Annotated in this window: 26 protein-coding genes and 1 pseudogene; 9 read left to right on the top strand and 18 right to left on the bottom strand. The window is 68.5% G+C overall.

Annotated features, from left to right (window positions below; genetic code table 11):
* Positions 1–54 precede the first annotated feature (54 nt).
* Genes AC1DHY_RS03945 through AC1DHY_RS03955 form a run of 3 tightly spaced genes read left to right on the top strand, consistent with a single transcriptional unit; the run spans position 55 to position 3,130 of the window.
* Positions 55–1,674, top strand: a complete 1,620-nt coding sequence (locus AC1DHY_RS03945; RefSeq protein WP_476903182.1) for a molybdopterin-dependent oxidoreductase — start codon at positions 55–57, stop codon at positions 1,672–1,674.
* Between the two features lie 36 nt (positions 1,675–1,710).
* On the top strand, positions 1,711–2,727 hold the full coding sequence (locus tag AC1DHY_RS03950; protein ID WP_476903183.1) for an asparaginase: 1,017 nt from the start codon (positions 1,711–1,713) through the stop codon (positions 2,725–2,727).
* A 4-nt stretch (positions 2,728–2,731) separates the two neighbouring features.
* A complete protein-coding gene (locus AC1DHY_RS03955) occupies positions 2,732–3,130 on the top strand; it encodes a sterol carrier family protein (protein WP_476880461.1) in 399 nt (132 codons plus the stop codon).
* 92 nt (positions 3,131–3,222) lie between these two features.
* Here AC1DHY_RS03955 and AC1DHY_RS03960 read toward each other — a convergent pair.
* A pseudogene (locus tag AC1DHY_RS03960) lies at positions 3,223–3,982 on the bottom strand (SDR family oxidoreductase).
* A gap of 113 nt (positions 3,983–4,095) precedes the next feature.
* Positions 4,096–5,280: an IS30 family transposase gene (locus tag AC1DHY_RS03965; protein WP_476880462.1), complete on the bottom strand. Its 1,185-nt coding sequence runs from the start codon at positions 5,278–5,280 to the stop codon at positions 4,096–4,098.
* A gap of 118 nt (positions 5,281–5,398) precedes the next feature.
* Between AC1DHY_RS03965 and AC1DHY_RS03970 the strand changes: the two genes are divergently transcribed.
* Positions 5,399–6,403 (top strand): CHAD domain-containing protein, encoded by a 1,005-nt coding sequence (locus AC1DHY_RS03970; RefSeq protein ID WP_476903184.1) that lies wholly within the window; start codon positions 5,399–5,401, stop codon positions 6,401–6,403.
* Positions 6,404–6,458: 55 nt separating this feature from the next.
* Here AC1DHY_RS03970 and AC1DHY_RS03975 read toward each other — a convergent pair whose 3' ends face one another.
* The 3 genes from AC1DHY_RS03975 to AC1DHY_RS03985 all read right to left on the bottom strand — a co-directional run bounded on the left by AC1DHY_RS03975 (position 6,459) and on the right by AC1DHY_RS03985 (position 9,331).
* Positions 6,459–7,169 carry an HAD family hydrolase gene (locus AC1DHY_RS03975; RefSeq protein WP_476880699.1) on the bottom strand — a complete coding sequence of 237 codons (711 nt, stop codon included), beginning with the start codon at positions 7,167–7,169 and terminating at the stop codon, positions 6,459–6,461.
* The gene (locus AC1DHY_RS03980; RefSeq protein ID WP_476903185.1) at positions 7,156–7,458 is read right to left on the bottom strand and encodes a YegP family protein; all 303 of its coding nucleotides are present in this window, start codon (positions 7,456–7,458) and stop codon (positions 7,156–7,158) included. Before AC1DHY_RS03980 ends, AC1DHY_RS03975 begins: the two co-directional genes overlap by 14 nt.
* A gap of 109 nt (positions 7,459–7,567) precedes the next feature.
* Positions 7,568–9,331, bottom strand: a complete 1,764-nt coding sequence (locus tag AC1DHY_RS03985) for a glycoside hydrolase family 15 protein (RefSeq protein WP_476879733.1) — start codon at positions 9,329–9,331, stop codon at positions 7,568–7,570.
* A 102-nt stretch (positions 9,332–9,433) separates the two neighbouring features.
* Here AC1DHY_RS03985 and AC1DHY_RS03990 point away from each other — a divergent pair, with 102 nt between their 5' ends.
* Complete coding sequence (locus tag AC1DHY_RS03990) at positions 9,434–10,516, top strand: App1 family protein (protein ID WP_476879732.1); 1,083 nt, start codon at positions 9,434–9,436, stop codon at positions 10,514–10,516.
* Here AC1DHY_RS03990 and AC1DHY_RS03995 read toward each other — a convergent pair.
* The 3 genes from AC1DHY_RS03995 to AC1DHY_RS04005 form a co-directional block, all read right to left on the bottom strand.
* Positions 10,513–12,060 (bottom strand): GH1 family beta-glucosidase, encoded by a 1,548-nt coding sequence (locus AC1DHY_RS03995; protein ID WP_476879731.1) that lies wholly within the window; start codon positions 12,058–12,060, stop codon positions 10,513–10,515. The genes AC1DHY_RS03990 and AC1DHY_RS03995 overlap by 4 nt on opposite strands.
* Before the next feature lie 112 nt (positions 12,061–12,172).
* Complete coding sequence (locus AC1DHY_RS04000; RefSeq protein WP_476879730.1) at positions 12,173–12,559, bottom strand: hypothetical protein; 387 nt, start codon at positions 12,557–12,559, stop codon at positions 12,173–12,175.
* 76 nt (positions 12,560–12,635) lie between these two features.
* Positions 12,636–13,061, bottom strand: coding sequence for an Hsp20/alpha crystallin family protein (locus tag AC1DHY_RS04005; protein WP_476879734.1), 426 nt, complete (start codon positions 13,059–13,061; stop codon positions 12,636–12,638).
* 139 nt (positions 13,062–13,200) lie between these two features.
* On the opposite strand from AC1DHY_RS04005, the gene AC1DHY_RS04010 reads away from it, so the two are divergent.
* Positions 13,201–13,488: a MerR family transcriptional regulator gene (locus AC1DHY_RS04010; protein ID WP_476879729.1), complete on the top strand. Its 288-nt coding sequence runs from the start codon at positions 13,201–13,203 to the stop codon at positions 13,486–13,488.
* A gap of 27 nt (positions 13,489–13,515) precedes the next feature.
* On the opposite strand, the gene AC1DHY_RS04015 is transcribed toward AC1DHY_RS04010, so the two are convergent.
* Positions 13,516–14,298 carry a phosphatase PAP2 family protein gene (locus AC1DHY_RS04015; RefSeq protein WP_476879728.1) on the bottom strand — a complete coding sequence of 261 codons (783 nt, stop codon included), beginning with the start codon at positions 14,296–14,298 and terminating at the stop codon, positions 13,516–13,518.
* Positions 14,299–14,421: 123 nt separating this feature from the next.
* On the opposite strand from AC1DHY_RS04015, the gene AC1DHY_RS04020 reads away from it, so the two are divergent.
* Together AC1DHY_RS04020 and AC1DHY_RS04025 are read left to right on the top strand one after the other, a co-directional pair.
* Positions 14,422–15,519: a DNA alkylation repair protein gene (locus AC1DHY_RS04020; RefSeq protein ID WP_476879727.1), complete on the top strand. Its 1,098-nt coding sequence runs from the start codon at positions 14,422–14,424 to the stop codon at positions 15,517–15,519.
* 102 nt (positions 15,520–15,621) lie between these two features.
* Positions 15,622–15,831, top strand: a complete 210-nt coding sequence (locus AC1DHY_RS04025; RefSeq protein ID WP_476879726.1) for a hypothetical protein — start codon at positions 15,622–15,624, stop codon at positions 15,829–15,831.
* A gap of 54 nt (positions 15,832–15,885) precedes the next feature.
* On the opposite strand, the gene manD is transcribed toward AC1DHY_RS04025, so the two are convergent.
* From manD to AC1DHY_RS04060, 7 genes are all read right to left on the bottom strand, one after another.
* Positions 15,886–17,115, bottom strand: coding sequence for a D-mannonate dehydratase ManD (manD, locus tag AC1DHY_RS04030; protein ID WP_476879725.1), 1,230 nt, complete (start codon positions 17,113–17,115; stop codon positions 15,886–15,888).
* Between the two features lie 52 nt (positions 17,116–17,167).
* Positions 17,168–18,139, bottom strand: a complete 972-nt coding sequence (locus AC1DHY_RS04035; RefSeq protein WP_476879724.1) for a sugar kinase — start codon at positions 18,137–18,139, stop codon at positions 17,168–17,170.
* Positions 18,136–18,801 carry a bifunctional 4-hydroxy-2-oxoglutarate aldolase/2-dehydro-3-deoxy-phosphogluconate aldolase gene (locus AC1DHY_RS04040; RefSeq protein ID WP_476879723.1) on the bottom strand — a complete coding sequence of 222 codons (666 nt, stop codon included), beginning with the start codon at positions 18,799–18,801 and terminating at the stop codon, positions 18,136–18,138. The genes AC1DHY_RS04035 and AC1DHY_RS04040 overlap by 4 nt, the downstream gene beginning before the upstream one ends.
* 5 nt (positions 18,802–18,806) lie before the next feature.
* Positions 18,807–19,955 carry a galactonate dehydratase gene (gene dgoD / locus AC1DHY_RS04045; protein WP_476879722.1) on the bottom strand — a complete coding sequence of 383 codons (1,149 nt, stop codon included), beginning with the start codon at positions 19,953–19,955 and terminating at the stop codon, positions 18,807–18,809.
* Between the two features lie 7 nt (positions 19,956–19,962).
* Entirely contained in the window at positions 19,963–20,844 is an 882-nt protein-coding gene (locus AC1DHY_RS04050) for a carbohydrate ABC transporter permease (protein WP_476879721.1), read from the bottom strand.
* Complete coding sequence (locus AC1DHY_RS04055; RefSeq protein WP_476879720.1) at positions 20,841–21,803, bottom strand: carbohydrate ABC transporter permease; 963 nt, start codon at positions 21,801–21,803, stop codon at positions 20,841–20,843. The genes AC1DHY_RS04050 and AC1DHY_RS04055 overlap by 4 nt, the downstream gene beginning before the upstream one ends.
* Positions 21,804–21,912: 109 nt before the next feature.
* The gene (locus AC1DHY_RS04060) at positions 21,913–23,202 is read right to left on the bottom strand and encodes an ABC transporter substrate-binding protein (protein WP_476879719.1); all 1,290 of its coding nucleotides are present in this window, start codon (positions 23,200–23,202) and stop codon (positions 21,913–21,915) included.
* A gap of 134 nt (positions 23,203–23,336) precedes the next feature.
* Between AC1DHY_RS04060 and AC1DHY_RS04065 the strand changes: the two genes are divergently transcribed.
* Entirely contained in the window at positions 23,337–24,077 is a 741-nt protein-coding gene (locus AC1DHY_RS04065) for a FadR/GntR family transcriptional regulator (protein ID WP_476879718.1), read from the top strand.
* Positions 24,078–24,141: 64 nt separating this feature from the next.
* Here AC1DHY_RS04065 and AC1DHY_RS04070 read toward each other — a convergent pair whose 3' ends face one another.
* On the bottom strand, positions 24,142–25,173 hold the full coding sequence (locus tag AC1DHY_RS04070; protein ID WP_476903186.1) for an aldo/keto reductase: 1,032 nt from the start codon (positions 25,171–25,173) through the stop codon (positions 24,142–24,144).
* A gap of 51 nt (positions 25,174–25,224) precedes the next feature.
* Positions 25,225–26,097 (bottom strand): NAD-dependent epimerase/dehydratase family protein, encoded by an 873-nt coding sequence (locus AC1DHY_RS04075; RefSeq protein WP_476879650.1) that lies wholly within the window; start codon positions 26,095–26,097, stop codon positions 25,225–25,227.
* Positions 26,098–26,213 lie beyond the last annotated feature (116 nt).

Genomic DNA, 26,213 nt, shown 5'->3' on the forward strand with positions numbered 1-26,213 from the left:
ATCCGCTGGCGGCGGCGGGACAATCCGCAGGCACCGCCGCTACGAACACCCTGTATGAAGACGCCCAGCACCCGGAAGCCCGGCACCACCACGCAGCCCAGCAAGCGGCCCGCGCTGCTCTCTGGACCTACCGCGCTCGCCGCCTTGGCGGGGGTGGTTTCGGCCGCCGTCGTGCTGGCCGTCGCGGAGCTGATCGGGGCCTTCTTTACGGCCCGCGCCACGCCCCTGATCGCCCTCGGTTCGACGTTCATTGACTTCACCCCGCCGTGGATGAAGGACTTCGCGATCGCCACGTTCGGCACGAACGACAAGGCCGCCCTGTTCGTCGGCATGGGCCTGACCATCCTGCTGCTGGCCTGTGTGCTGGGCATCGTCGCCTACCGTAAGTGGGCCCTGGGCGTGGCCGGCGTGCTCCTGCTCGGTGCGGTGATTGTGGCCAGCGTGGTGACACGGGCCAGCGTCAAACCGCTGGACGCCATCCCCTCGCTGATCGGCACCGCAGCCGGCCTGGTGATGCTGCGGATCCTGGTCAGCAAATTGTGGCGGATGCGGCAGTGGCCGGAGGTGGCCTCGGATCTCGGCGCCAAGGAACCGGACCGCCCCGCCACCACCCGGCGTGCCTTCTTTACCGCGAGCGGCATCACCGCTGTGGCCGCAGCCGCCGCGGCGACGGGCGGACGGCTCCTGAGCGCCGCCCGGAGCAACGTGGCGCAGGCCCGCGAAGCCCTCCGGCTTCCGGCCCCCGCCCGGCCGGCCGCCGCCGTGCCCGCCGGTGTGCAGTCCAAGGCCCCGGGCGTGACGCCCTGGCTGACGCCGAACAAGGACTTCTACCGCATTGACACCGCCCTCAGCGTCCCGGAAATCGACGCCCAGTCCTGGGAACTTCGGATCCACGGCATGGTGGAGCAGGAGGTGCGGCTGAGCTTCCAGGACCTGCTGGGCGCCCAGCTGATCGAGTCCCACGTGTCCCTGACCTGCGTCTCCAACCCGGTCGGCGGGAACCTGGCCGGCAACGCCAAATGGCTGGGCATGCCCATCCGGGATGCCCTGAAGCTGGCCCGCCCCAAGCAGGGAGCGGACATGGTGCTCTCCACCTCCGTTGACGGTTTCAGCGCCTCCACACCGCTGGAGGTCCTGCAGGATGACCGCGACGCGATGCTGGCCATCGGAATGAACGGGGAGGCCCTGCCGCTGGAACACGGCTACCCGGTCCGGATGGTGGTTCCCGGGTTGTACGGCTTCGTCTCGGCCACCAAATGGGTGGTGGACCTGGAAGTGACCCGGTTCGCGGACAACAAGGCCTACTGGACCCAGCGCGGCTGGTCCGAGCGCGGCCCCATCAAGACCATGGCCCGGGTGGAGGTCCCCAAGTCCTTCGCCAAGGTCGCCGCCGGGAAGGTCGCGATCGGCGGGACAGCCTGGGCCCAGACCCGCGGCATCACCAAGGTGGAGGTCCAGATCGACAACGGCCCGTGGACCGAAGCCGTCCTCTCCGCCGAGGCGTCCGTGGTGACCTGGCGGCAATGGTCCTTCGACTGGGACGCCACCCCGGGTCCGCATTACATCAAGGCCCGCGCCACCGACGGTACCGGCGAGGTCCAGACGGAGAAGCGAGCCGATCCCGTGCCCGATGGCGCCTCCGGCTGGCAGTCGGTAATGGTCACCGTGGAGTAACCGGAACGGGCCCGCGGCGCACCCTAGACTGGCAGCATGCCTTTGAACCCGCATGCCACCTTTACCGTCGAGTCCGCCGTCGAACTGGCAGTGGTTGAACGCAGCGGCTTTATCGAGTCCCGCCACATCGGCTCGGCTGTCGTGATGGCCGCGGACGGCACCATCGTCACCGAACTGGGCGACATCACCACCCCGATCTTTGCCCGTTCCACGCTCAAACCCTTCCAGGCGCTGGCGTCCATGCAGTCGGGTGTGCCGCTGCGCGGCGCCCAGGTGGCCATCGCCTGCGGCAGCCACGTCGGCTCGCTGGACCACATGGACGTGGTGGAAGGCATGTTGAAGGCCGCCGGCGTCAAGGAAACCCAGCTCCAGTGCCCGGAGGCGTGGCCGGAGGACGAGACGGCCCGGACCTGGCTGGTCCGGACCGAGCGGGGAAAGTCCCGGCTCGCTTTCAACTGCTCGGGCAAGCACGCAGCCTTCCTGTGGGCCTGCACGGAGAACGGCTGGGACACACACAGCTACCTTGAACCGAACCATCCGCTGCAGCAGCGGATCCGCTCAGTGATCGAGGAATACAGCGAGGAGCGGATCGCGCACCTGGGCATCGACGGCTGCGGCGCCCCGGTGGCAGCTATCTCCCTCACCGGCCTGGCCCGCGCCTTCTCCCGCCTAGCCAAGGCCCCCGGCGACAAGAACTCCAACGCCCGCGCCGCCACGATCGCCACCTCCATGCTGGACTATCCGTGGGCGGTCCAGGGCCGGGGCCAGGCGAATACGGTCGTGATGGACGAGCTCGGGATCCTCGCCAAGATCGGCGCGGAGGGGGTCCTGGTCATGGCCACCCCGCAGGGTGTCTCCGTGGCGATCAAGGTCCTCGACGGCAACATCCGCGCCACCACGCTGGTGGGCCTGACCCTCCTGGCGGCCGCGGGCGCCGTGGATATTCCGGGGGTCTCCAGCGTGCTGGAAAAGGTGGTTGAGCCGGTCCTGGGCGGCGGCCACCCCGTGGGCAAGATACGCCTCGGCCACGCCGTCTCGGCGCTGCTGGACTAGGGCGGTGGCTGTTTCACGGCGCCGGATCCCGGTGGACGAGGGCCGGGCGGCGCTGGCCGCGTGGCGGGATTCCGGCACGGACCAGGCAGCGACCGGCGGCGAGCCGTCAGCCGCCCCGGTGCCCCGCGCCACGATCGCAACGGCCGTGCGCTACTCGCTCGAGGAAGTCACTGCCCGCGCTCCCGGCAACTCCGTGGAGGTCCGCGTCCCGCCGTTCGGCGTGACCCAGTGTGTGGAGGGTCCCCGGCACACCCGGGGTACTCCCCCGAACGTCATCGAGTGCGACGCCGCCACCTGGCTCGCCATGGTCACGGGCCGGCTCAGCTGGGCGGACGCTGTCGCAGCCGGGAAGGTGGCCGCGTCCGGGCTCCGGGCCGACCTGTCCAGGCTGCTGCCGCTCTAACCGCTCACCAGCCCCGCCGGCCCGGAGGCCTTTCCCGTTAACCCCGCGTCCGACGTCGTCCGAGTCCGACGCCGTCCGGGGACAGCCACTACTTAGCCACGCCCGATAAACGGCATCCCGGCGGCGGTGATGACAAGCGAGCCTACGGTGGCGGAGGCGGGCAGGCCGGCCATCAGCAGTACGGCGCGCTGCGTCCTCCACGGGGAACGTGGGCTCCGTGCGGCGGGTTCCGTCGGCCTGCAGGGCTCCGTCGCCGACGCCGATCTGGTCCATCAGTTCCGTGGCCGCGTTGCCGATGTCGATCTGGCCGCAGCTGATGCCAAAGCCGCGGCCGTCCAGGTCAATGCTCTTGGTCAGCCCGGTGATGGCGTGCTTCGTGACCGTGTACGCCACAGTGCGCGGCCGCGGGGAGTGCGCCGAGACGGAGCCATTGTTGATGATCCGGCCGCCCTGCGGGGTCTGGGCCTTCATGGCCCGGACCGCGGCGGCGGCGCACAGCAGGGAGCCGGTCAGGTTGACGGCGGCGGTGGCTTCCCAGTCCGCGACCGTGAGTTCATCCACCGACGCCGCCGGGCCGAACACCCCGGCGTTGTTGAACAACACATCCACCCTCCCCCAGTGACCGACCACCTTGGCAAAGAGGCGTTCGACGTCGTCGGGCCGGGTGACGTCGCAGGGCACCACGAAGGCCTGCGCGTGGCCGGCGCCGGTTTCCTGCAGGGGTTCTTCCCGGCGGCCGGCGAGGACCACACGGTAGCCGTCGGCCAGCATAAGCCGCGCCACCGCCCGGCCGATCCCGGACCCCGCCCCGGTGACGACGGCTACCCTGCCGGGCTGGTGCTGGTGTGTCATGGGGTGCTCCTGGGGTGGCGGGCGGGTGTCCGGTCCCGGTCAGCCTATGCCGAGTGTGCACTTCGCGGCAGTGTGCGTCGGGCAAAGTCAACTGGTCGGAGCAACGCGGGTGGTTATGCCGCTTGCAGCAGCTGGTTCAGCCGGTTGGCCGGGGTCTCGAGGTTCAGGGTAGGCCGGGGCCTGCGGTTCAGCTTCGCAGCGACCTGGCGGAGGTCCTCGGGGGTGTGGACGGAGAGGTTCGAGCCTTTCTCGAACCAGAACCGCAGGAGCCGGTTGGTGTTCTCGTTGGTCCCGCGCTGCCAGGGCGAGTGCGGGTCGCAGAAGTAAAGCGTGGTCTCGAGAGCTGTTTGGATCCGGACGTAGTCGGCCAGTTCCGTTCCGCGGTCCCATGTGATCGAGCGGCGGAGGTGCTCCGGGAGCTGGGCCATCTCCCGGATCATCGCGGCCGCGACCGTCTCGGCGGTGTGGTCCCCGGGGAGGTGGAGGAGGATCGTGAACCTGGTTGAGCGCTCCACGAGCGTGCCGATCGCGGTCCCGTCGCAGCCGATAATCAGGTCTCCCTCCCAATGCCCGGGCACGGCCCGGTCCTGGACTTCGGCCGGGCGGTCACTGATCTTGAACGCTTCCTTGTAGGGGCTGTTCTTCGTCCGGTCCGCGGCATGGGGAACACGCTGTTTCCGCTTCAGGCTCAGCTTCCCGGCCAGGTCTGCCCGCAGGGAGCCGCGGGATTGAACGTATATCGCCTGGTAGATCGTCTCGTGGCTCACCTGCATAGTCTGATCGTCGCCGAAGTGGAAGGCCAACATCTCCGAGATCAGTTTCGGGCTCCACCCGTCATCCATCCACACCCCGATCAGCCGGCACAGCGCCTCGTCCTCGACCAGCTTCAACCGTTTAGGCCGGCGCCGGGACTGATGCGCTTTGGCGTGAGCGATCGAGGCGAAATACTCGCCGCCCTCAACGGTATTCCGGTGCACCTCCCGCCACACCACGGACCTGTCCCGCCCGATCAGTTCGCCGATTTTGGCGAAACTCATTCCACTGCGCCGGCCCATCTGGATCATCCCCCGCTCGGCAAGGCCCAGCGCCCGGCCAGGACCTTCCGCCGTGGGCGCCGGGTCAGCGAGGCCGCCCACAGCACCCATGCTCACAGTCATCATCTGGCCAGACTGAGCCCACCAGTTCCGCCCGGATTGACGCGCCGCGCCGACACGCCGGGCAGCAGCCAGAACCGACATCCCGCCGCACACCAAATCAAAGAACTCAGTCCGGGAATCCAAGGAAGATACGTTGCCCATCAAACGCTCCATCTTTCAGAGCGTTGCAACGACCCTATGACTTTGCGTCGCAAACATTGCCGCGAAGTGCCAACTTGTGGCACCGGCGGGGCCTTGCGTCCGCGTCGTAGAGTGAAGCGTGGCTACCACTGCGGGCGAGGTCCTGCTGGCCTACCTCGGCCAGCAGCTGGCTGAGCTGCGCCAGCACGCTCCCGGTGTCCGGGCCGAGCAGCCCGAGGCGGTGCACCAGATGCGGGTGGCGGCGCGCCGGCTCCGTTCGCTTCTCGCCTCAGGCCGGCCGCTGCTGGATGACAGCGAGGTGCAACCGCTCCGCGCCGAACTCCGCTGGCTCTCCGGGACACTCGGGGCGGCCCGCGATCCGGGGGTCGTCCACGAACGGCTGTCCGCCCTGCTCGCGGACGAACCCGAGGACCTGCGCTTCGGCCCGGCCGCCCTCAGGATCGATGAGGAACTCGATGCCCTGACGGCCGCCGGATTCGCCGCGGCCCTTGAGGCAGTGGCCGGGGAGCGCTACGCCCGGCTGCTCGCGGACCTGGACCGGTTCGTGGCTTCGGCGGCGCTAAGCCCGAAAGCGGCCGCGGACCCCGGGAAAAGGTTCGCAAAGCTCGCAAACCGTGACCGGCGGCGGCTGCGGCGCACGGTCCAGGACCTTCCGGTCAGGGACCTTGCGGTGGAGGACCCTTCGGTCAAAGACGTTAGGGTCGGGACCGGCGGAGACGACGACGGCGGCGCGCCGGATGGGCCCCCGGGCCCCGGGGCGGCCCGAGATGCGGCGCTGCATGAGGTCCGCAAAGCGGCGAAGCGGCTCCGGTACTCCGCGGAACTGGCCGCTTCGGTGCCGAAGGGCTCCACGGGCGACGGCGATGCGGGCCGGACATCCGCCCGGAAGCGGCACCGGCGTGCGAAACGCCTGGCCAAGGCGGCCCGTAAGATCCAGCAGGTCCTCGGGGTGCACCAGGACAGCGTGGTGGCCCGGGCGCGGCTGGCCGGGCTGGGCGCCCGGGCGCTGCGCAGCGGGGAGAACGGGTTCACCTACGGCCGGCTACATGCCCGGGAAGAACAGCTGGCGGCCGTCGCCGAGCGCGCTTTCCTGAAACGCTGGAAGAAGTTTCCCGACCGCTGACATCGCCCCCCACACCACGGCGCACCGCACCCGCCGCCCAAGTAAGGGGCCAGGCTCAGGCGCCCCGGACGCGGGCGGCCAGCTGGCCGATGGCGCTGCCGGCAAGGTTGTCCAGCAGGGCACGCGGGCTCTCGTAGACCTCAACGGCGCCGGCGTCACGGAGTTCGGCCTCGCTGGTGCCTCCGCACGTCAGGCCGATCGCCGGAATGTCCAGCTTGCCGGCGGCGTAAATGTCCCAGACGGCGTCGCCAACGTAGACGGCGTTGGCCGCGGGCACCTTCACGGCGTCGAGGGCCGCAATCAGGATGTCCGGCGCCGGTTTGCTCTCCTCGGCGTCGGCGGAGCTGGTGGCAGCGTGGATGTAGGCGTCGGCATCGATGGTGGCGCGGAGCATTTCGAGGTCGCGGTCCCGCGCGGACGAGGCGAGGGCCACGGCCAAGCCGGAGTCGAAGCACTGGGCCAGCAGTTCGCGGGCCCCGTCGAGCCGCCGGAGGGCCGGCCAGAAGGTGGAGAACACGGCGGCGTGGGAGGCCATGATGTCGGCGTCGGACCCGGTGTCGCGGTTCTCCGGCAGCAGGTGGGCCAGGAGCTTGTCCCCGCCCATTCCCACCGAGCGGTGGATGCTGGCCATGGGGACGTCGTAGCCGGCCTGCCGGAAGGCCCGCCACCACGCGAGGGTGTGGATGTAGCTGGAATCCACCAGCGTCCCGTCAACGTCGAAGAGGACCGCGGCCCGGCGCCGGCCGCCGGCGTCAGTGGTGGGCACGGGTGCGCTTCGTCGCCGCGAGGGTGCCGCCGGAAAGGGAGGAGCCGCGTCCTGCGCCGCCGCCGGTGCGCCGCTTGGCCATGGAGGCCAGGAGGGCGGACTGACCGTCGCCGCTGCGGTCGCGGATCAGGCCGGTGCCGGCGATTTCCCGGGCCTGGGCGATGCCGGCCACAGCGGCCCGCTTGGTCGGGAACGTCACCGAGACGGCCATCAGGCTGCCGGTGGCGTCCATCATCCTGATCCGGTAGCCGCCGTCGGGCGCATCCACGAGCTCGAAATATCCAGCCATTGCAGACTCCTTCAATCCAGCACCCCGGGCGGGGATATTAGTAAGTATACTTATCTAAGCTCTGGAGAAAAGTCAGGTTCCGGCGGCAGCCCGCGGGCCGTCGTTCAGGTCAGCGGGCGGCCTCCTGAAGCTGGAGCGCGCTCCGCACCAGCGCGAAATGGCTGAAGGCCTGGGGTGTGTTCCCGAGTTGCCGCGCCGCCGAGACGTCCCACTCTTCACTGAGGAGTCCGACGTCGTTGCGCAACGCCACCAGCCGCTCGAAGAGCTCTTTCGCCTCCCGCCGCCGGCCCGCCCCGAGCAGCGCCTCCACCAGCCAGAAGGAGCAGGCGAGGAAGACGCCCTCGCCGCCGGGAACCCCGTCGTCGCTCTTCTCCGGCCGGTAGCGCAGGACAAAACCGTCGTGGGTCAATTCGCGCTGGACGGCGTCGATGGTGCCCACCACTCGGGGGTCGTCGGGCGGCAGGAAGCCCACACGCGGGATCAACAAGAGGCTGGCGTCCAGCTCCGGACGCCCGTACGACTGGACGAAGGTGTTGCGCCCGGCGTCGAACCCGTGGGCCATCACGTCAGCGTGGATGGTGTCACGGAGTTTTTCCCAGCGGTCCGCGGGGCCGGGGAGGCCGAAGTCCCGCACGCCCTTGACCATCCGGTCCGCCGCCACCCAGGCCATGACCTTCGAGTGGGTGAAATGCCGGCGCGGACCCCGCATCTCCCAGAGCCCGTTGTCCGGCTGGTCCCACGCCGTCTCCAGGTGCTCCATAAGGGCGATCTGGACATCCCAGGCGTCGTCGCCGTCCTGCAGCAGTGCGCTCCGGGTCAGGGCCAGGCAGTCCAGCACCTCGCCCCAGACGTCCAGCTGCAGCTGCCCGGCCGCGGCGTTGCCGATCCGCACCGGCGCCGACCCCTCGTAGCCGGCCAGCCAGTCGATGGTGGTCTCCGGGAGCCGGCGCTCGCCATGGAGGCCGTACATGATCTGCAGGTCGGCCGGGTCGCCCGCGACGGCCCGGAGCAGCCAGTCGCGCCAGGCCGCGGCTTCCTCGGAGTAGCCGGAGGCGAGCAGCGCCTGGAGGGTCAGGGTCGCGTCCCGAAGCCAGCAATAGCGGTAGTCCCAGTTGCGCTGGCCGCCTATTTCCTCCGGCAGGGACGTGGTGACCGCCGCCACGATCCCGCCGGTGGGGGCGTACGTGAGGGCCTTGAGGGTGATGAGTGAACGCAGTACGGGCTCGCGGTACGGACCGGTGATTTTGCATTTGTCGGACCACTCCTGCCAGAAGGATTCGGTGGCGGCGAGTACGCCTTCCGGGTCCACCGCCCGCGGACGGCCGAGGTGGCTGGGCGCCCAGGTCAGCACGAAGGGAATCCGCTGGCCAGCCGTGACGGTGAACTCGCTGGCGGTCTGCATGTGCTCGCCCCGGAGCGGGGCATCGGTGACCAGATAGGCGGCATCCGGGCCGGCCACCGCGTGGATGCCGTGCTGGTCGTGGCGGACCCACGGGACGATTTCGCCGTAATCGAAGCGCAGCGAAAGTTCGCCGCGCATCGGCACGCTCCCGCGGATGCCTTCGACGATCCGCACAATGTCCGCCGCGCCGTCGCGCGGTGACATAAAGTCGATCACTTTGACCTTGCCGTCCGGGGTTTCCCATTCGGTCTCCAGGATCAGGCTGTTCTCGCGGTAGCCGCGCCGCGTGCATTCGCCGCCGGAGGCCGGTGCGAGGAGCCAGCGGCCGGCCTCGGGTGTGTCCAGCAGGGCGTTGAAACACGCCGGCGAGTCGAAGCGGGGCAGGCAGAGCCAGTCGATGGAGCCTTCGGTGCTGATCAGAGCGGCGGTGTGGAGGTCGCCCACCATTGCGTAATCCTCGATGCGTGCCATGGGTCTTACAGTGCCATACGACCCCGCGCCACAGGGCCACGGGTGGCCGTGCCGCTCCGTGCCGGTGGTCCGCGGCCCGCTGCCCTGTGAAAGAGTGGAGGCATGGACATGGCGTCGCAGGAACCCCGGCAGGAACCAACGCAGCCCCGGAAGATCTCGGGCAGCCAGGCGTTCAGGTTCGCCCATCTGGTCTCGGATACCGTCAACCACCTCCGGCTGAAAATGGCGAGGCGCTGGAAGTTCGCCCCGCAGACCATCGCCTACCAGGGGTACGGGTCCACCGAGTGGGTGCGGGTCCTGGGCCGGGTGCTGCTCACCAGCAAACCGACGCCCGGCAGCCGGGCCGAGCAGGCGGCGCAGAACGGCAACCAGAACATCCGCGGCTGGCGCGCGTTCACGTCCGTCCCCATCCAATTCGTGGATGTGGACATCGAGATCGGCGGCACCACCACCCGGGTCCAGGCCGACCGCGGCGGCCTGGTGGACACCGTGGTGCCGGTGGCGCTTGCCCCCGGCTGGCACACGGCAGTGCTGCGCGCCGCGGGCACGGAGCCGGCGGAGGCAAAGATCTACGTCATCGCGCCCGAGACCACCCTGGGCATCGTCTCCGACATTGACGACACGATTATGGTCACGGCCCTTCCCCGGCCGTTCCTGGCGCTGTGGAACACGTTCGTCCTCAACGAACGGGCCCGGATGGCGACCCCCGGCATGGCGGTCCTGATGGACCGGCTGCGGGTGGAGCATCCCGAGGCGCCGGTGATCTACCTTTCCACGGGCCCGTGGAACGCGGCCCCCACCCTGGCCCGCTTCATCACCCGCAACATGTACCCCTCCGGCACCCTGCTGCTGACCGACTGGGGCCTGACCCACGACCGCTGGTTCCGCAGCGGCCAGGACCACAAGCGCCGGAACCTGGAACTGCTGGCCAAGGAGTTCCCCAACATGCGCTGGCTTCTCTTTGGCGACAACGGCCAGCACGACGAGGCGATCTATTCGCAGTTCGCCCGGGACCACGGCGACAAGGTGGCGGCCATCGGCATCCGCCAGCTCTCCGCGGGCGAGGCCGTGCTGGCCGGCGGCCACTCGGAGAGCGGCGACCACACCGGTTCAGCGGTCCCGTGGGTCTACTCGCCGGACGGCGCCGGCATGGCTACCCGTCTGCAGGAGCTCGACATCCTTTAGCCTGCTGCGGCCGGTTCCGCGCCGGCGGCCGGGGGTTCGACGACGGCGGCTGGTTCAGCGGCTGGGGCCGGCTCTACGGCAGGTTCGACGACGGCGGCTGCAGCCTTCGACCGGGCGGCCATCAGTTCCCGGAGCCAGTAGAAGGACGCTTTGGGCGTGCGCGCCATGGTGTCACGGTCCACGTGAAGCAGGCCGAACTGCTGCTTGTAGCCGGCGGACCATTCAAAGTTGTCCATCAGGGACCAGATGTAATAACCGCGCAGGTCGATCGACTCTGCGGCGCCGCCGGGCGAGGTCGCCTCGATGGCCGCGCCGATGTGCTCGGCGAGGTACCGCACGCGGCGCTCATCCGGGACCACCAGCCGGCCTTCGGCGTCGTGGATCTCCAGGTCTTCGAAGCTCGCACCGCCCTCGGTGATGTAGACCGGCGGCAGTTCCGGGTAGCGTTCGGCCATTTCCGCGAGCGCCACGGCCATGTAGTCCGGCTTGATCGGCCAGCCATAGGCGGTGATCTCGGTGTCCGGGAAACTCTCGACGTGGAACGGGGTGGCGCCGCCTCCGCCGTTGAGGTCGTTCCCCATGGCTTCCGCCATCCCCTCCGGCACGGTGCCCTCACCGGGCCCGGCAGCCACGCGGGTAGGCATGTAATAGTTCAGCCCGTAGAAATCCAGCGGCTGCGAGATCAGCTCCATGTCCTCCTTGGACGGGCTGAAGGAGGAGAAGAAGGTGGCGGCACGGATGGCGTCCGGGTACTTGCCCAGCAGCACGGGGTCAGCGTAGAGGCGGTTCTGTGCCATGTCCATCAGGCCCGCACTGACCTTGTCCAGCGGGTTGACGGTGGCGGGGACCATCGGCGAATACACGTTGGTCAGGCCGATTTCGCCGGGAACCTTGGCCGCCCGCAGTGCCTGCATCGCCAACCCGTGGCCCAGCAGCTGGTGGTGGACGCTGGGGAGGGCCTTGAGCATGTGGGCTTCACCCGGGGAATGCACGCCCAGCATGTAGCCGTTGGCGCTGACGGTGGCCGGTTCGTTGATGGTTACCCAGCGGGCCACCCGGTCCCCGTAGGCTGCGGCGGCAATCGCGGCGAACTCCCCCAGCCGGTAGGCGGTGTCCCGGTTCATCCAGCCGCCGGCCTCGTCCAGTTCCAGCGGGGTATCCCAGTGGTAGAGCGTGGCCATCGGTGCGATGCCGTTGGCCAGCAGCAGGTCGATCAGCCGGTCGTAGAAGTCCAGGCCCTTGGGATTGACCGGGCCGCTGCCGCCGGGCTGGATCCGCGGCCAGGACAGCGAGAACCGGTAGGAGTCGATGCCCAGGTCCTTCATCAGGGCCACGTCTTCGGGCATCCGGTGGTAGTGGTCGCAGGCCATGGCGGGGCTGTGGTCATCGACAATCGTGCCGGGCTTCGCGGCGAACATGTCCCAGCCGGAGGGTCCGCGGCCGTCCTCGTCCAGCGCCCCCTCGATCTGGAAGGCGGCGGTCGCCACGCCCATGGTGAAACCGGATGGCAGCAGTGCGGCCAGGTCGTGGGCGGAAGCGTTCATTGGCGGATCCCCTATGCAGTTGCGCTGGTAGTGGATTGATTTTAGGCCCCGCCGGGAGCCCGCGCCACACACGGCGCGTCAGCATGGTCCGCGTGCCGTGGCCGCACCGCCCTCAGCCAGCGGCCTCGGTGCCGAAGAGGAACTCCTTGGCGTGGGCCACCGCCTTCCTAAAGGCGTCGTTCCGCAGGCCCAGCAACTGGTCTCCGTCCTCTGCCGCGGGCTCGAGGTAGCCGGTGAACCCGGGCCGGAGCACCCAGATGTCCCCGGCCGGCGGCAGGTAGAACACCCCGAATGAGCGGTGCTGGCTGTCCTCCGCGGCCCAGACCGGCACCACGGCCAGGGCCGCCCCGGTGTCCACGTTGATCCACTGCGCCCGCGGAAGGGGCAGTTCGTGCGCTTCCGGGTCGAGGAACGGAGCGGTACCCTCGCCCCAGCGTTCTTCGAACCTTTCATGGAAGACCGGCATCAGGTGTGAATCGTAGCGCCGCCACGCGCTCATGGCTGTACTCCTTATCCCCCGGGCGGCGGGAACCGGCGGCGGCGCGGGGAAGATACCGCCGCGCCGCCGCCGGCCGCTATTGTCCGACTTCCTGCAGTTCGTCCCGTGCGTGGGTGATCTCGATCTTCCGCGGCTTGGCTTTCTCCATGACCGGTATGCGCAGGGTCAGGACGCCGTCGGCATAGGTCGCCTTGACTGCATCCGTGTCCAGCGTGTCGCCCAGGATGAGCTGGCGGCTGAAGACTCCCCGGGGCCGCTCCGAGGCGATGAGCTCAACGCTGGGCTGGGTCGCGTCGGCCCGTTCGGCCCGTACGGTGAGCACGTTGCGTTCGATATCCAGATCCACCGAGTCGACGTTGACGCCCGGGAGGTCAAAGGCGACGACGAATTCGCCCTGTTCCTGCCAAGCATCCATCGGCATGGCAGCGGGCCGCGCAGTGGTTCCAAAAACCTGCTGGGTCAGCCGGTCCAGCTCACGAAACGGATCCGTACGCATCAACATCATTTCCCACTCCTTCATGTGAGATCTCGAAATTTTCGCTGTATCCGGCCATCGATTATCTGTTGTGGCGGATATAGATTTTTTATAGCACCGGTGCGACACTGAGGCAAGGGGTTTTTCGGGAACGAAAGGGCGGCAGATGGCGGCACAGGAGTCCGGCGTCGGGGTCTACGCGATCTCCGTCGTGGCACAAATGGTCGGAACCGGCCCGCAGAACATCAGGCTGTACGAGCGCAAGGGACTGCTCACGCCGGACCGCACGGCCGGCGGCACCCGGCAGTACAGCGAGCTGGACCTGTTGGTGCTGCGGCGCATCAGCGGCCTCCTCGCGGAGGGCCTGAACCTCGCGGGGGTGGCCAAGGTGCTGGAACTGGAGGCCGCCAACGCCAGGCTTCGGGCCGAGCTGAAGCGGAGCAGGGCGCGCTGAACAGCCAGGCGCCCTGCCGTGCCGCCACTACTCGGCGACGTTCTCCTCTTTGGAGAGTTCCCCGGTGATCGGCTCGCCCTCAATCCGGGCCGTCCGCCACGTGTCGAGCAGGATGACTGCGCCGAGGACCACGAAGGAGATGGACAACGACGCTAGGGCGTCGGTGGTCCAGTGATAGCCGAGGTAGAGCCGGCTCACTGCGGCGAAGAAAATGCCGACGCCGGCCACCACGAAGCCCACGACGGCGGACTTGGGGTTCGAGCGTCGGGAAAAGATCAGGAACGTTGTGACCAGCAGGAAGTCACAGGCCCCGAGGACGTGTCCGGACGGGAAGGAGAACGTGGTGTCCGCGCCGAAGAGCATAAGATCCACCGGCGGACGGTGCCGCTCGACGATATGCCCGATGAGCTGGGCCAGGATGACGCCGGTCAGCATCGCTCCGGCAAGGACCATCGGCCGCCAGGCGTGCTTGGCGAACAAGCCCCAGGCGACCGTGAACACCAGGATGATGATGGGCAGCCCGATCGGGCCGAAGACAATCGCCAGGATGATCATGATGGTGGTGGTCGGTTCACCGCGGAGAGTGACCAGGCCGGAGCGCACCGGCTCATCCACGACGCTGATCCCGCCGTGCGTCAGGACGCTGACCAGGATAAAGGTGAACAGCACGGCGCCGACGATCATCAGTCCGACGGCGGTCCGGTACAGGTTCCGGCGCGCACCGGCCTCCATGTAGCGCTCCTCCACCACAAACTTGTCGTGGAAAACCCGCCACCAGCCGGACGATTTCCCGGTCTCTTGCTCTGCCATTCCCGCATCCGCCTCTGCACCGTGTGTTGACATTCCCACCGTGAAGAATATCCCCGTTTCCCGCCAGCGGCCGCTTCGGGGCTCCGGCCGCACCCGCGCCGCACCCGCCGGTACCCTGAGGCCATGGGCATTATGAATGAACTGATCAACCCGGGGGTGGTCGGCTCATTGGGGCGGATCCTCGCCGCGGCCTCCCCCGGCACCGGGTTCACGCACCTCGCCGGAGCTGCCCGGCAGCTTGATGACCTGAGCCTGCGCGGGCGCACCGACCTGCTCAGCGGCGCACTCCTTGAGGACCTGCCCGCCGGATACGCCCCGGCAGCCGCAGTGTTCCGCCGGGCGCTGGCGGACCCGGAATTCACCGGGTGGATGATCTGGCCGGTCAGCGAGGCGGCTGCCGCCCTGGCTCTCGCCGGGACGGAGCCGGGAGACTTCGAGGACTGCCTGTCCCTGCTGGCCGAGCTGACCCCGCGCCTGACGTCCGAGTTCGCGATCCGGCGGCTCCTGGCCGCAGACCTCGACCGCACCCTTGCCGTGGCGGCCGGCTGGACCGGCCATCCCGGCTGGCATGTCCGCCGGCTCGCCAGCGAGGGGACCCGGCCCTACCTGCCGTGGGCAGTCCGCGTTCCCGGGCTCACGGGCCGGCCGGAGGCCACCCTGCCCCTCCTGGACGCCCTGTACCGGGACCCGGTGGAGGATGTCCGCCGGTCGGTGGCCAACCACCTGAACGATCTCGCCCGCCACGCCCCGGAGGAGGTGGTGGCCACCGCCGCCGGCTGGATGGCCGCCCCGGACGCCCACACGGCCAGGGTGGTCCGCCACGGCCTGCGGACCCTGATCAAGAAGGCCCATCCCGGCGCCCTGCAGTTGCTGGGCTTCCCGCCGGCCTCGCTCACCGTCACCGCCCTGCGGCTCGACCGCGCTGTGGTGGAACTGCCCGGCGAGCTGGGGTTCGATTTCGATGTGGCCAACACCGGGTCAGCGGAGGCCCGCATCGCCGTCGACTACGTGGTGCACTACGCCAAAGCCAACGGCACACTCGCGGACAAGGTGTTCAAGCTCGGGACGGCCGTCCTGGGGCCGGGTGAATCGAAGACGTTCACGAAGCGTCACGCCTTCCGCCAGATGACCACCCGGGTCCACCATCCCGGCGCTCATTCAGTCCAGCCGCAGGTCAACGGGGTGAGGTACCAGTCGGCCGGATTCACGGTCCTGACCTAGGCCCACGGGCACGTCGCGTGGTGATTTGACTCACATTTAAACGAGACGTAATCTCGCTTCAGCCGCGGACGCCGCGGCCACCCTTCCAGGAAAGACAGTGCGATGACGACAGCAAGCGACTGCATCGAGATCCAGGTCGAAAACCGACTCCTGCTGGACGACCGGCTCAATGACGCCGTCCTCGGGCTGCAGCGGCTGGCCATGCTGACGGGCACCCACGGCATCCTGCTGACACGGCACAAACCCGGGCACTACACGGCAGCACTCTCGGACCAGGTTCCCTTCGGAATGACCCGGGAAATCGTCCACTAGACGGCAAGCCTTAACGACCCCGCAGTGTTTTGCTGCGCCGCCGGTGGCGGACTATTACCAGTCGTGAACCGTGCCGTCGACGAGCCGGTTGTAGGGCAGGTAGGCCTGCTGGTACGGGAACGCAGCGGCGGCCTCCTCGTTGAACTCGACGCCGATGCCGGGCTGGTCCCCCGGGTGCAGGTACCCGTCCACGAACGTCATGGACTGCTCGAAGACCTCGTTGGTCTTGTCCGAGTGCTGCATGTATTCCTGGATGCCGTAGTTGTGGATGGCCAGGCCCACGTGGAGCTGCGCGGCGAACCCGACCGGGGAAATATCGGTCGGCCCGTGGAACCCGGACTTGATCTGGTACTGGGCGGCGAAGTCCATGACCTTCTTCAACGGGCTGATGCCGCCGAAATGCGTGGACGCGGCACGGACGTAGTCGATCAGCTGCTCTTTGATGATGGTCTGGTAGTCGTACACGGTGTTGAAGATTTCGCCGATCGCCAGCGGGGTGGTGGTGTGCTGGCGGACCAGGCGCAGCGCCTCCTGGTTCTCCGCCGGGGTGCAGTCTTCCAGCCAGAAGAGGTCGTACGGCTCCAGGGCCTTGCCCAGCTTCGCGGCCTGGATCGGGGTCATCCGGTGGTGGCCGTCGTGCAGCAGCGGGATCTCCGGGCCGAACTCGTTCCGGACGGCTTCGAACACCATGGGCAGGTGCCGCAGGTAGGCCCGGGTGTCCCAGTCCTCTTCCTGCGGGAACGCCCCGCGTCCGGCCGGTTCGTAGTCGTACCGCTCCCCGGAGGCCTGTGCCTGGGCCGCGACGCCGTAGACGGCCTTGATCCCGGGCACGGCGGTCTGGATCCGGATGGACTTGTAGCCGAGCTCCAGGTGCTCGCGGACGGAGTCGAAGAGGGACTCCAGGTCCGAACCCGACGCATGGCCGTAGGCCCGCAGCCCGTTCCGGGACGCCCCGCCCAGCAGCTGGTAGACCGGCATCCCGGCCAGCTTGCCCTTGATGTCCCACAGGGCCATGTCCACCGCCGCGATGGCGGCCATGGTCACGGGCCCGCGGCGCCAGTAGGAGGACCGGTACAGGAACTGCCAGGTGTCCTCGATCCGGTGCGGATCCTTGCCGATCAGCAGCTGCGCGACGTGCTCTTTCAAGTAAGCGGCCACCGCGAGTTCCCGCCCGTTCAGCGTCGCGTCCCCGATGCCGGTAACACCGTCCTCGGTGGTGATCCGCAACGTCACGAAGTTACGGGAGGGGCTTGTCACGAAGACTTCAGCGGCAATGATTTTCACAGCAGATCCAGGCTTTCGGTGTGGGCCGGAGGGATTCCGGGCGGGGTGGGTATTAGCGTTGGGTGCTGCCGTCCGGGGCTGCATCCAGCAGGGTAAGCTCGGCGGCGCTCGGCAGGCCGTCACAGTCCCCGTGGGTGCTGACGGCAAAGGCGCCGGCGAGGGTTCCGCGGCGCAGGCGTTCGGCGACGTCGCCGCCGTCGAGCAGCGCGGACAGGTAGCCGGCGGTGAAGGCATCCCCGGCGCCCACGGTATCGACGCTTGTCACGGGAACCGCGGGGGCTTCGCAGCGGCCGTCCGCGGTGTAGACGCCGGCTCCGGCAGCGCCGCGCTTGACCACCACTTCGCGGACCCCCTGCTGAAGGAGTCCCGCGGCAGCGGCCTGCTCGGCGTCGTCTCCCCGGGTTCCCCCGGCCGCGGGGCCGCCGGCAACCAGCTCGAGTTCGTCGTCGGAGGCGACCAGAACGGTGGCGTGCCGGGCCAGCGGGGTCAGCACGGAGCGGGCCTCGTCGCGGGACCAGAGTTTGCTGCGGTAGTTGACGTCGAGTGAGACCACCAGGCCCTCGGCGGCGGCCCGCGCGGCGGCATATTCGACGGCGCGGCGGGCGTCGGGGCTGAGTGCGGCGGTGATGCCGGTCAGGTGCAGGGCACGGGGTCCGGCGGTGAAGGCCCGGTCCACGTCCTCGCGGCTGATCGTCGACCCGGCGGACCCTGCCCGGTAGTAGAATGCCCGGCTGAGGTCCGCAGTGCGCCGTTCAAGGAACATCACGCCGGTGGACCGGTCCGGGTCCACCCGGTGCTGCACCGCGATTCCCTCGCTGCGGAGCTGGCGCAGGATGAATTCGCCGTGCGGATCGGCGCCGAGCACTCCGGCCCAGGCGACGCTGTGGCCCAGCCGGGCGACGCCGACGGCCACGTTGGATTCCGCCCCGGCCACGTACATGCCCAGGCTGCCGCCGGCGGACAGCGGCCCGGCCGAACGCAGGGACACCATGGATTCCCCGAGCGTGAGCAGGTCCACGCTCATTGCGCGTCGGCCTGCCGGCCGTGTTCCGCGGCGAGGCTGACGAAGGCGCGGGCCCTCTCACGGACCGGTTCGAGGTCGCCGCCGGAGCCTGCGTCGCCAAACAGCGGGCCGCCGAGTCCGACGGCGATCGCGCCGGCGCTCCAGTACCCGGCGGCTTCGCCGAGCCCGACCCCGCCGACGGCGATGAACGGGATGTCGGGGAATGGATCGCGGAGCGCCTTCAGGTAGCCGGGGCCGCCGATGGAGGCCGGGAAGAGTTTCACCGCGGTGGCGCCGCGGTTCATGGCTTCGTAGGACTCGCTGGGTGTCAGGGCCCCGGCCAGGATGGGGATGCCGAGCCGGGCGGATTCCTGGATGGAGTCCGCCAACGACGGGGTGACCATAAACTGGCCGCCGGCGCCGGCCACGTCCTCCACATCGGCGGCGGTGAGGACGGTGCCTGCCCCGACGAAGCAGCCGGCGGGTGCCGTTGCCCGGACGGTGCTGATCGCGGCCAGCGCCCCCGGGGTGGTGAGGGCGATCTCGACGTAGCGGAAGCCCTCCTCCATGGCCACCAGGGCCGCCTTGGCGGCGGCTCCGCCGTCGGTGCCGCGCACGATCGCGACCAGGCGGGTCTCGCGGATCCCGGCCAGCAGGAGCTCGGGAGTGATGTCGGTGCTCATGTGGTTCACCATTCTGCGAAGGCGCCGTCGGAGTGGCGCCAGACGGGTCCGCGCCAGGCATGGCCGCGTTTGTCCGCGGCGCGGACCACCGCCTCGTCGATCTCGATGCCAAGGCCCGGTCCGGTGAGCCGTTCAATGTGCCCGTCAACGAACTTCAGCGGGGTCTTGTCCACCACGTAGTCCAGGACCTCGGCGCCCTGGTTGTAGTGGATGCCGATGCTTTGCTCCTGGATCAGGAAGTTGGGGGTGGCGAAACCGACCTGCAGGCAGGCGGCCAGGGCCAGCGGTCCGAGGGGGCAGTGCGGGGCCAGCTGGACCTCGTAGATTTCGGCGAGCGAGGCGATCTTGCGGACCTCGGTGATGCCGCCGGCGTGGGAGAGGTCCGGCTGGGCCACGGCGATGCCGGCCTGCAGCGCGGGCAGGAATTCCTGCCGGCTGTAGAGCCGCTCACCGGTGGAGACCGGCGTCGTGGTCGAGGACGTGAATTCCCGCAGCAGGTGGGTGTTCTCCGGAACCACGGGTTCTTCGAGGAAGAACGGCCGGTACGGTTCCAGCAGCGGCGCCACCCGCCGGGCGTTGGCCAGGCTGAAGCGTCCGTGGAAGTCGACGGCGACGTCGCGGTGCTCGCCCAGGACCTCGCGGGCGGCTGCGACCCGGCGGACGACGCCGTCGAGCTCCGCGACGGAGGCGATCGGGCTCATCCGGCCGCTGGCGTTCATCTTGACCGCTGTGAGTCCGACCTCCAGCTGCGCGCTGATCTGGTCCGCCACCTCGTTGGGTTCGTCGCCGCCCACCCAGCCGTACATCCGGATCCGGTCGCGGACGTGGCCGCCCAGGAGCTGGTGCACGGGGGTGTTGAAGTGCTTGCCGGCGATGTCCCACAGGGCTTGGTCCAGGCCGGATACCGCGCTGGCCAGGATGGGCCCGCCGCGGTAGAAGGAGCCCTTGGTCATGACCTGCCAGTGGTCCTCGATGCGGAGGGCGTCGTTGCCCATGAGCAGTTCGGAGAGCTGTTCGACGGCGGTGCGCACGGTTTCGCTGCGGCCCTCGCAGCTGGCCTCGCCCCAGCCGACGATGCCGCTGTCCGTTTCGATCCGAACGAAAAGCCACCGCGGCGCGACGAGGAAGGTTTCAATCCTGCTGATGAGTGTCATGTGCTGCCTAGCCTTTTGTCGCACCGGCGGTGAGGCCGGAAACGATGTACTTCTGCGTGAAGAGCGCAATGATCATGATCGGGATGGTGACCACCGTGGCCGCCGCCATCAGTCCGCCCCAGTCGATGCTGGCGTAGGAGACGAAGTCGAAGATGGCCACCGGCAGGGTCTTGGTTTTGGAGCCGGAGAGCACCAGGGCGAACATGAAGTTGTTCCACGAGAAGATGAAGGACAGGATCCCTGCCGTGGCGATCCCGGAGACGGACAGCGGCAGCGTGATGCGGCGGAAGGCGCCGATGGGGGTCAGTCCGTCCACCTGGGCCGATTCCTCCAGCTCGAGCGGCAGCGAATCGAAGTAGCTCATCATGATGTAAACGATCAGCGGGAGCGCGACGAACATGTGGCTGAGGATCAGCACCTCGAAGCCGCCCACCATTTTCAGGTTGGAGAAGACGTAGTACCAGGGCACCAGCAGGGATACGCCGGGAATGACGCGGGCCATCAGGACCACCAAAGCCGAACGGTGCATTGTGAAGCGGCTCATCGCGTACGCGGCCGGGACGCCGAGGACCAGTGACAGCGCGGTGGAGACAAAGGCCACCCAGAAGCTGTTGAAGATGAAGATGAAGTAGTTGTTCCGCTGCAGCACGTTGGCGTAGTTCTCGCCCGTGGGGGTGAAGAGGAACGACTTGGCGGTGTCGTAGATGTCCACGTTGGTCTTGAACGAGGCCAGCAGCATCCAGAACAGCGGCGCGACCAGGAACAGCACCACGGCCACCAGGGCAACCACCCGGAACACTTTGTACGCGCGGGTGCCCAGCGGCTTGCGGCGGCGCGGGGACGGGGCGGGACGGGTCCCGGAGGTCTGGGATTGGGTCAGGACGGTCATTTGCTTACCGCTTTCTTGCGCATGGTCAGCAGCCACATGGTGCCGATGATGATCATGAAGAACAGGATCAGCACCGCGGAGGAGAGCCCGTACTGGTTGTAGTCGAAGCTCAGGCCGTAGGCGTAGACGTTGAGCGTTTCCACCTCGTGGAAGGATCCGCCGCCCTTGCCCTTGGTGGCGTAGAGGATGTCGAAGGTCTTCAGGGCGTCGATGCCCCGGAGCAGGATGGCGACGATCACGGTCGGCATCATCAGCGGCAGGGTGATGAAGAAGAAGCGCTGGAACGCGTTGGCGCCGTCCATCCGTGCGGCCTCGTCCGGCTCTTCGGAGAGCGAGGTCAGGCCGGCGAGGAGGATCAGCACCACCATGGGGGTCCACTGCCAGATGTCCATAAAGATGGTGGTGCCCAGCGCGGTGTCCTGGCCGGAGAGCCACGGCTGCGGCGGGATGCCGATCATGCCCAGGAGCTGGTTGACGAAGCCGATGTTGGGGTCGAAGATCAGCCGCCACATCATGCCGACGGCCACGGGGGTGGCGACGAGCGGCAGCAGGATGGCCACGCGGACCCACTTTTCACCGCGGAACGGGCGCCAGAGCAGCAGGGCGATGCCCATGCCCAGAACAACCTCGCACACCAGGGCGACGCCGGTGAAGGACAGGGTACGTCCGACGGCGGGCCAGAACCGTTCGACGTCGGAGAGCACCGTCAGGTAGTTCTCCAGGCCGATGAACTCGGTGGCGGCGCGGACCGAACCCTGCGAGTCGGTGAGGCTCAGGTAGAGCGTCCAGGCGAGCGGGAAGACGATCAGGACGCCGACGAAGATCATGGCCGGCGCGGCGAAGAGCCACTTGCGGTGCCGGTTGGCCCAGGCGGAGAAGTTCTCGCGGGGGCCCGGGGTGGGCGCCGCGCCGCGCTTCGCGCCGCTGGCAGTGCCGCGGGAGGTGTTCAGTACAGACATGGTTCACCTAAGGAGTTGGGGGTGAAGTGAAGAGCGTGGCCCGGCGGGGCGGCGGCTTGGGCCAGCCGCCCCGCCGGGCGTGGTGCGTGAAGCAGGGTGCGCCGGGGCGCTACTTCTTTTCGCTGTCCAGGAACTTCTGGAAGGCGTCGTTGGCCGTGTCAGCCGCTGCGGAGGCATCGGAGCCGGTGATGGTGGCTACGATCGGGCCGCCGACGATCTCGCGGGCCTTGCCGACGGTGATGACGAGCGGACGGTCGTGGCCCACGCCAACCTTGGCACTGGCGGCGATGGCCTCGGCCAGGTCCTTCGGGTAGGTGGACGTTCCGGCCGGGTCGGCCCAGACGGAGGCACGCGGGCCGGGGACGCCGGCCTTCTGTGCTGCCAGCGTGCGTTCCTTGCTGGTGGCCCACTGGATGAACTTCCAGGCGTTGTCCTGGTTGCCAGAGGCCTGGTTGACGCCGAGGGCCCACGACGGGATGTTGTACGGCTTGGAACCGGCGGGGCCGGCGGGCAGGGCAGCGAAGCCGACCTTGTCCGAGACCTTGGACTTGGCCGGGTCGGTGGCGTTCTTGTAGAGCGAGTCGGCTTCGGTGTAGAAAGCGGCCTTGCCCTGGGTGAAGATGGCCATCGCCTCGGGCCAGCTCATGTCGGTGCTGACGTTCTTGGGGCCGTAGTTCTTGATCAGGCCGCCGTAGTAGGCGTACGCCTTCTTGGCCGCGTCGCTGTTCACGGCGGACTTGCCCTGGGCGTCGGTGAAGTCACCGCCGAAGCTGTAGAGGAAGCTGGAGAACTGGGTCACGGCGGCGGACTTGCCGGTGCGCGCTACGAAGCCGGCGGTGTCCGGGTTGGCGGCGGCGATCTTCTTGGCTGCGGCTTCGAGCTCTTCCATGGTCTTGGGGACCTGGACTCCGGCGGCCTGCAGCAGGTCCTTGCGGTAGTAGAGCACTTCGCGCTCGGTGATGATCGGGACGCCGACAACCTTGCCGTCGGCGGTGGTGGCCTTGACGGGGCCCTCCTGGTAGTCCTTCCAGTCCCAGTTGGCGTCGGAGGAGACCTTGGACGTCAGGTCGGCGAGGTAGCCGTTCTTAGCGAACGCTTTACCTTCCTGGAGCGGGCGGTACATCATGACGTCGATTTCGTCGCTGCCCGCGTTGAGCTTGACGTTGTACTGGTCCGAGAGCTGATCCTCGCCCAGCTGGGTGAGCTCTACCTTGAGGCCGGTGGCCTTCTCGAACTCGGGGATGGCTGCCTTGATACCTTCAGTCCACACGTGGTTGGCCAGGGTGACCCGGACGGTGCCGGCGGCCTTGGCGTCGCCGCCGCCACCACCGCAGGCGGCCAGCCCGAGTGAGAGCGCGGCGGCTACGGCCGCGTACTTCACAATTGAACGTCGCTTCATTACGACTCCCTTGTCTTCAGGGCCGGATCAACCTCCAGCCGCCCGCGGATGCATCTTTACATCTGCTCTGGAGCGATCTTAGATAAATAAAGCAGACTTAAACAACCCCTTGCGCTCACCCGTATGATTTATTTATGCAAACCCCAAAGGCGGAGTCTTCAGCAGACCTGCACTCAGTGCTCGTCCAGAGCCTGGGGCTCGCCATTGCCGAGGGGACCCTGGCGCCGCACTCGATTCTGCGGCTGGACGAGCTTGAGGCGCAGCACAGTGTTTCGCGGTCCGTGGTCCGGGAAGCAACCCGCGTCCTGTCGTCCATGGGAATGCTGGAATCACGGCGCCGGCTGGGCACGGTGGTGCGGCCGGAAGAGTCCTGGAACCTCTATGACCCGCAGGTGATCCGCTGGCGGCTGGCGTCCTCCCGCCGGGTGGACCAGCTGCGGGCGCTCAACGAACTCCGCGGCGCCGTCGAACCACAGGCCGCCCGGCTTGCCGCCGAACGCGCCTCCTGGGATACCGGCAGCGACCTCGTCGCTCAGGCCGCACGGCTCTGGGCAGCGGGCCAGCGCGGCGACCAGGACGAGTTCCTGCGGCTGGACATCGAATTCCATGCCTCCGTGCTGCGGGCCTCGGGCAACCCCATGTTTTCCCAACTGCACAACCTCGTTGCCGAGGTCCTCACGGGCCGTACCGAGCACGGCCTGATGCCGCAGCTGCCGCAGCACGAGGCGCTCCAGCTGCACGTGGACGTCGCCAGCGCCATCCAGCGCGGCGAGATGGACCGGGCCCACGAGGCAATGCGCCGGATCGCGGAGCAGTCCACCGAGGAAATCGGCGACATCTGGTCCAGCCACCAGGGCACCGCCCCGTCCCAGTAACTCTGGTCCGGGGCCGGCGCAGCTCAGACCCGCGGCCTGGCCCCGCACCGACCCCGCGGCGCTGTTACCGGCCGCCCTCCAGCTTCCGGCTGCGCTGCTCCTGGGCCATCGGGCCGTACGGATAAACGCCGACGCGCGGCTGGCTGGCGTCGGTCAACCGCTGCGTCTCCTCCGGGGTGAGCCGGAGATGGGCGGCGGCCAGGTTGTCCGTGAGCTGGCCGGTGGTCCGTGCGCCCAGGATCACCGACGTGACCGCAGGCCGGTCCGCCAGCCACGCGAGTGCCACTTGGGAGGCGCTGACGCCGTGCCGTTCCGCGGTTTCCTGCACTTCGGCCAGGACCTCCCAGGTTTGCGGGTCCGCGTTGCGGGCCTCCCAGGCCTCCATGCCGCGTTTGGGGTTCTCGCCCAGCCTGGTGGCCCCGGCCGGCGGCTGGTCGCGCTTGTACTTGCCGGAGAGCCAGCCGCCGCCCAGCGGCGACCACGGCAGCAGGCCGATCCCGGCATCGAGCGAGGCCGGGACGATCTCGGATTCGATCTCGCGGACCAGCAGGCTGTACTGCGGCTGCAGCGTGACCGGGGCGCTCCAGCCGTGGGACCTGGCCACGTGGACGGCCTTGGTCAGCTGCCAGCCCAGGAAGTTGGAGAAACCGTAATAGGCAATCTTGCCGCTGGTCACCGCGTCATGCAGGAACCGGAGGGTCTCCTCCAGGGGCGTGACCGGATCCCACGCGTGCAGCTGGTACAGATCGATCTGCTCGACGCCGAGGCGGCGCAGCGAGTCATCCAGGGCCCGGACCAGGTGCCGGCGCGAGGTGCCGACGTCGTTAGGCGCCTGCCCCATCGGGAAGCGGCCCTTGGTGGCCACCACGGCCCTGTCCCGGAGCTCCGTCCTGTCCGCCAGCCAGCGGCCGACGATCTCCTCCGAGACCCCCGAACTGTAGACGTCGGCGGTGTCAATGAAGTTGCCGCCGGCCTCGAAGTACGTGTCCAGGATGGCGTGGGACTGTTCCTCGGTGGCTTCGGCGCCGAAGGTCATGGTGCCCAGCGCGTAGTTGGAAACAACGGCTCCGCTGTTGCCCAGGGTGCGGTATTGCATGGAACTCCTCAGTGGCAGGTGGATGGTGGCAGGTCGGTGGTGGCCGGGACGTCAGTCCTCGGTCGGCGTCGTCCGGTTCGAATGGTAGGTCCGCCAGCTGTGCTCCGGGGCGAATCCCAGGAGCCGTTTGGCCTTGTCGATCGAGAGCATCGTCTCGTGCTCTCCGAGGTCCTTGACCACCTTGACGCGGGGAAACACTTCGGCCGCGAGCTCGGCACTGGACCGGCCCATCACCGTGTCCGCGTTGGCGATGATAAACGCCTCAAATCCCGGAGCGCCGTGCTCCAGCGCACGGGCCACCGCCTGGGCGCCATCGCGGCCGTCGATGTAGCCCCAGAGGTTCCACTTGCGCAGCCGCGCGTCGGCGTCGAACGAGGGGAACTCCTCGTAGTCTTCCGGGTCCATCACATTGGAAAACCGCAGCGCGCTGATGCTCAGCGTGGGGTCCCAGCGGGTGAGCTGGATCGCCATCTGCTCCTCGAGGTGTTTGACCAGGGAGTAGGTGCTTTCCGGCCGGGCCTGGTATTCCTCATCCACCGGGATGTAGGGCGGGTCGACGTCGAACGGCAGTCCCAGGACCGTCTCGCTGGAGGCGTAGACGATCTTCTTGATCCCGGCACGGCGGGCGGCCTGGAACACGTTGTAGGTCGCCTGCATGTTGTTCTCGAACGTCGCGGCGTCCGGGGCGAGCCCAGGGGCAGGGATCGCCGCGAGGTGCACAATGGCGTCGAAGCCCTGGTGCCGGTCGTCCAGGCCAAGGATCACGTCCACCACCTGCCCGTAGTTGCGCAGGTCCACCCGGGTGAAGCCCGGTGAGCGGTCCCCGGACTGGTCCAGGTTGGTGACCTCATGGCCATCGTCGACGAGCCTGCGGACGACGCTCTTGCCGAGCTTTCCACTTCCTCCGGTCACTGCAATTCTCATCAGGATCTCCTCGGTACTGGGGACGGCTGCCGTGCCTCCACCCTAGAACGGAGTCCGGCCCCGTGCACCCCCGGCGCGGCCGGCCGGGGATGCAGGAAGGCCCGGCCGGCCGCCGG

The sequence above is a fragment of the Arthrobacter sp. 05L44 genome (genome assembly GCF_056397605.1).

Coding starts and splice junctions, on each gene's coding strand:
- AC1DHY_RS03995 (WP_476879731.1), bottom strand. CDS start 12,060: ATGAACGCTTCCGCCCACGACCTGGCCGCACTGCTGCCATCCGGTTTC.
- AC1DHY_RS04000 (WP_476879730.1), bottom strand. CDS start 12,559: ATGAGCGCGTGGCGGCGCTACGATTCACACCTGATGCCGGTCTTCCAT.
- dgoD (WP_476879722.1), bottom strand. CDS start 19,955: ATGACACTCATCAGCAGGATTGAAACCTTCCTCGTCGCGCCGCGGTGG.
- AC1DHY_RS04035 (WP_476879724.1), bottom strand. CDS start 18,139: ATGAGCGTGGACCTGCTCACGCTCGGGGAATCCATGGTGTCCCTGCGT.
- AC1DHY_RS04060 (WP_476879719.1), bottom strand. CDS start 23,202: ATGAAGCGACGTTCAATTGTGAAGTACGCGGCCGTAGCCGCCGCGCTC.
- AC1DHY_RS04015 (WP_476879728.1), bottom strand. CDS start 14,298: ATGGCAGAGCAAGAGACCGGGAAATCGTCCGGCTGGTGGCGGGTTTTC.
- AC1DHY_RS04040 (WP_476879723.1), bottom strand. CDS start 18,801: ATGAGCACCGACATCACTCCCGAGCTCCTGCTGGCCGGGATCCGCGAG.
- AC1DHY_RS03965 (WP_476880462.1), bottom strand. CDS start 5,280: ATGGGCAACGTATCTTCCTTGGATTCCCGGACTGAGTTCTTTGATTTG.
- AC1DHY_RS04075 (WP_476879650.1), bottom strand. CDS start 26,097: ATGAGAATTGCAGTGACCGGAGGAAGTGGAAAGCTCGGCAAGAGCGTC.
- AC1DHY_RS04020 (WP_476879727.1), top strand. CDS start 14,422: ATGGGCATTATGAATGAACTGATCAACCCGGGGGTGGTCGGCTCATTG.
- AC1DHY_RS04070 (WP_476903186.1), bottom strand. CDS start 25,173: ATGCAATACCGCACCCTGGGCAACAGCGGAGCCGTTGTTTCCAACTAC.
- AC1DHY_RS04010 (WP_476879729.1), top strand. CDS start 13,201: ATGGCGGCACAGGAGTCCGGCGTCGGGGTCTACGCGATCTCCGTCGTG.
- AC1DHY_RS04005 (WP_476879734.1), bottom strand. CDS start 13,061: ATGTTGATGCGTACGGATCCGTTTCGTGAGCTGGACCGGCTGACCCAG.
- AC1DHY_RS03945 (WP_476903182.1), top strand. CDS start 55: ATGAAGACGCCCAGCACCCGGAAGCCCGGCACCACCACGCAGCCCAGC.
- AC1DHY_RS04025 (WP_476879726.1), top strand. CDS start 15,622: ATGACGACAGCAAGCGACTGCATCGAGATCCAGGTCGAAAACCGACTC.
- AC1DHY_RS03985 (WP_476879733.1), bottom strand. CDS start 9,331: ATGGCACGCATCGAGGATTACGCAATGGTGGGCGACCTCCACACCGCC.
- AC1DHY_RS04050 (WP_476879721.1), bottom strand. CDS start 20,844: ATGACCGTCCTGACCCAATCCCAGACCTCCGGGACCCGTCCCGCCCCG.
- AC1DHY_RS04055 (WP_476879720.1), bottom strand. CDS start 21,803: ATGTCTGTACTGAACACCTCCCGCGGCACTGCCAGCGGCGCGAAGCGC.
- AC1DHY_RS04065 (WP_476879718.1), top strand. CDS start 23,337: ATGCAAACCCCAAAGGCGGAGTCTTCAGCAGACCTGCACTCAGTGCTC.
- AC1DHY_RS03980 (WP_476903185.1), bottom strand. CDS start 7,458: ATGGCTGGATATTTCGAGCTCGTGGATGCGCCCGACGGCGGCTACCGG.
- AC1DHY_RS03950 (WP_476903183.1), top strand. CDS start 1,711: ATGCCTTTGAACCCGCATGCCACCTTTACCGTCGAGTCCGCCGTCGAA.
- AC1DHY_RS03990 (WP_476879732.1), top strand. CDS start 9,434: ATGGACATGGCGTCGCAGGAACCCCGGCAGGAACCAACGCAGCCCCGG.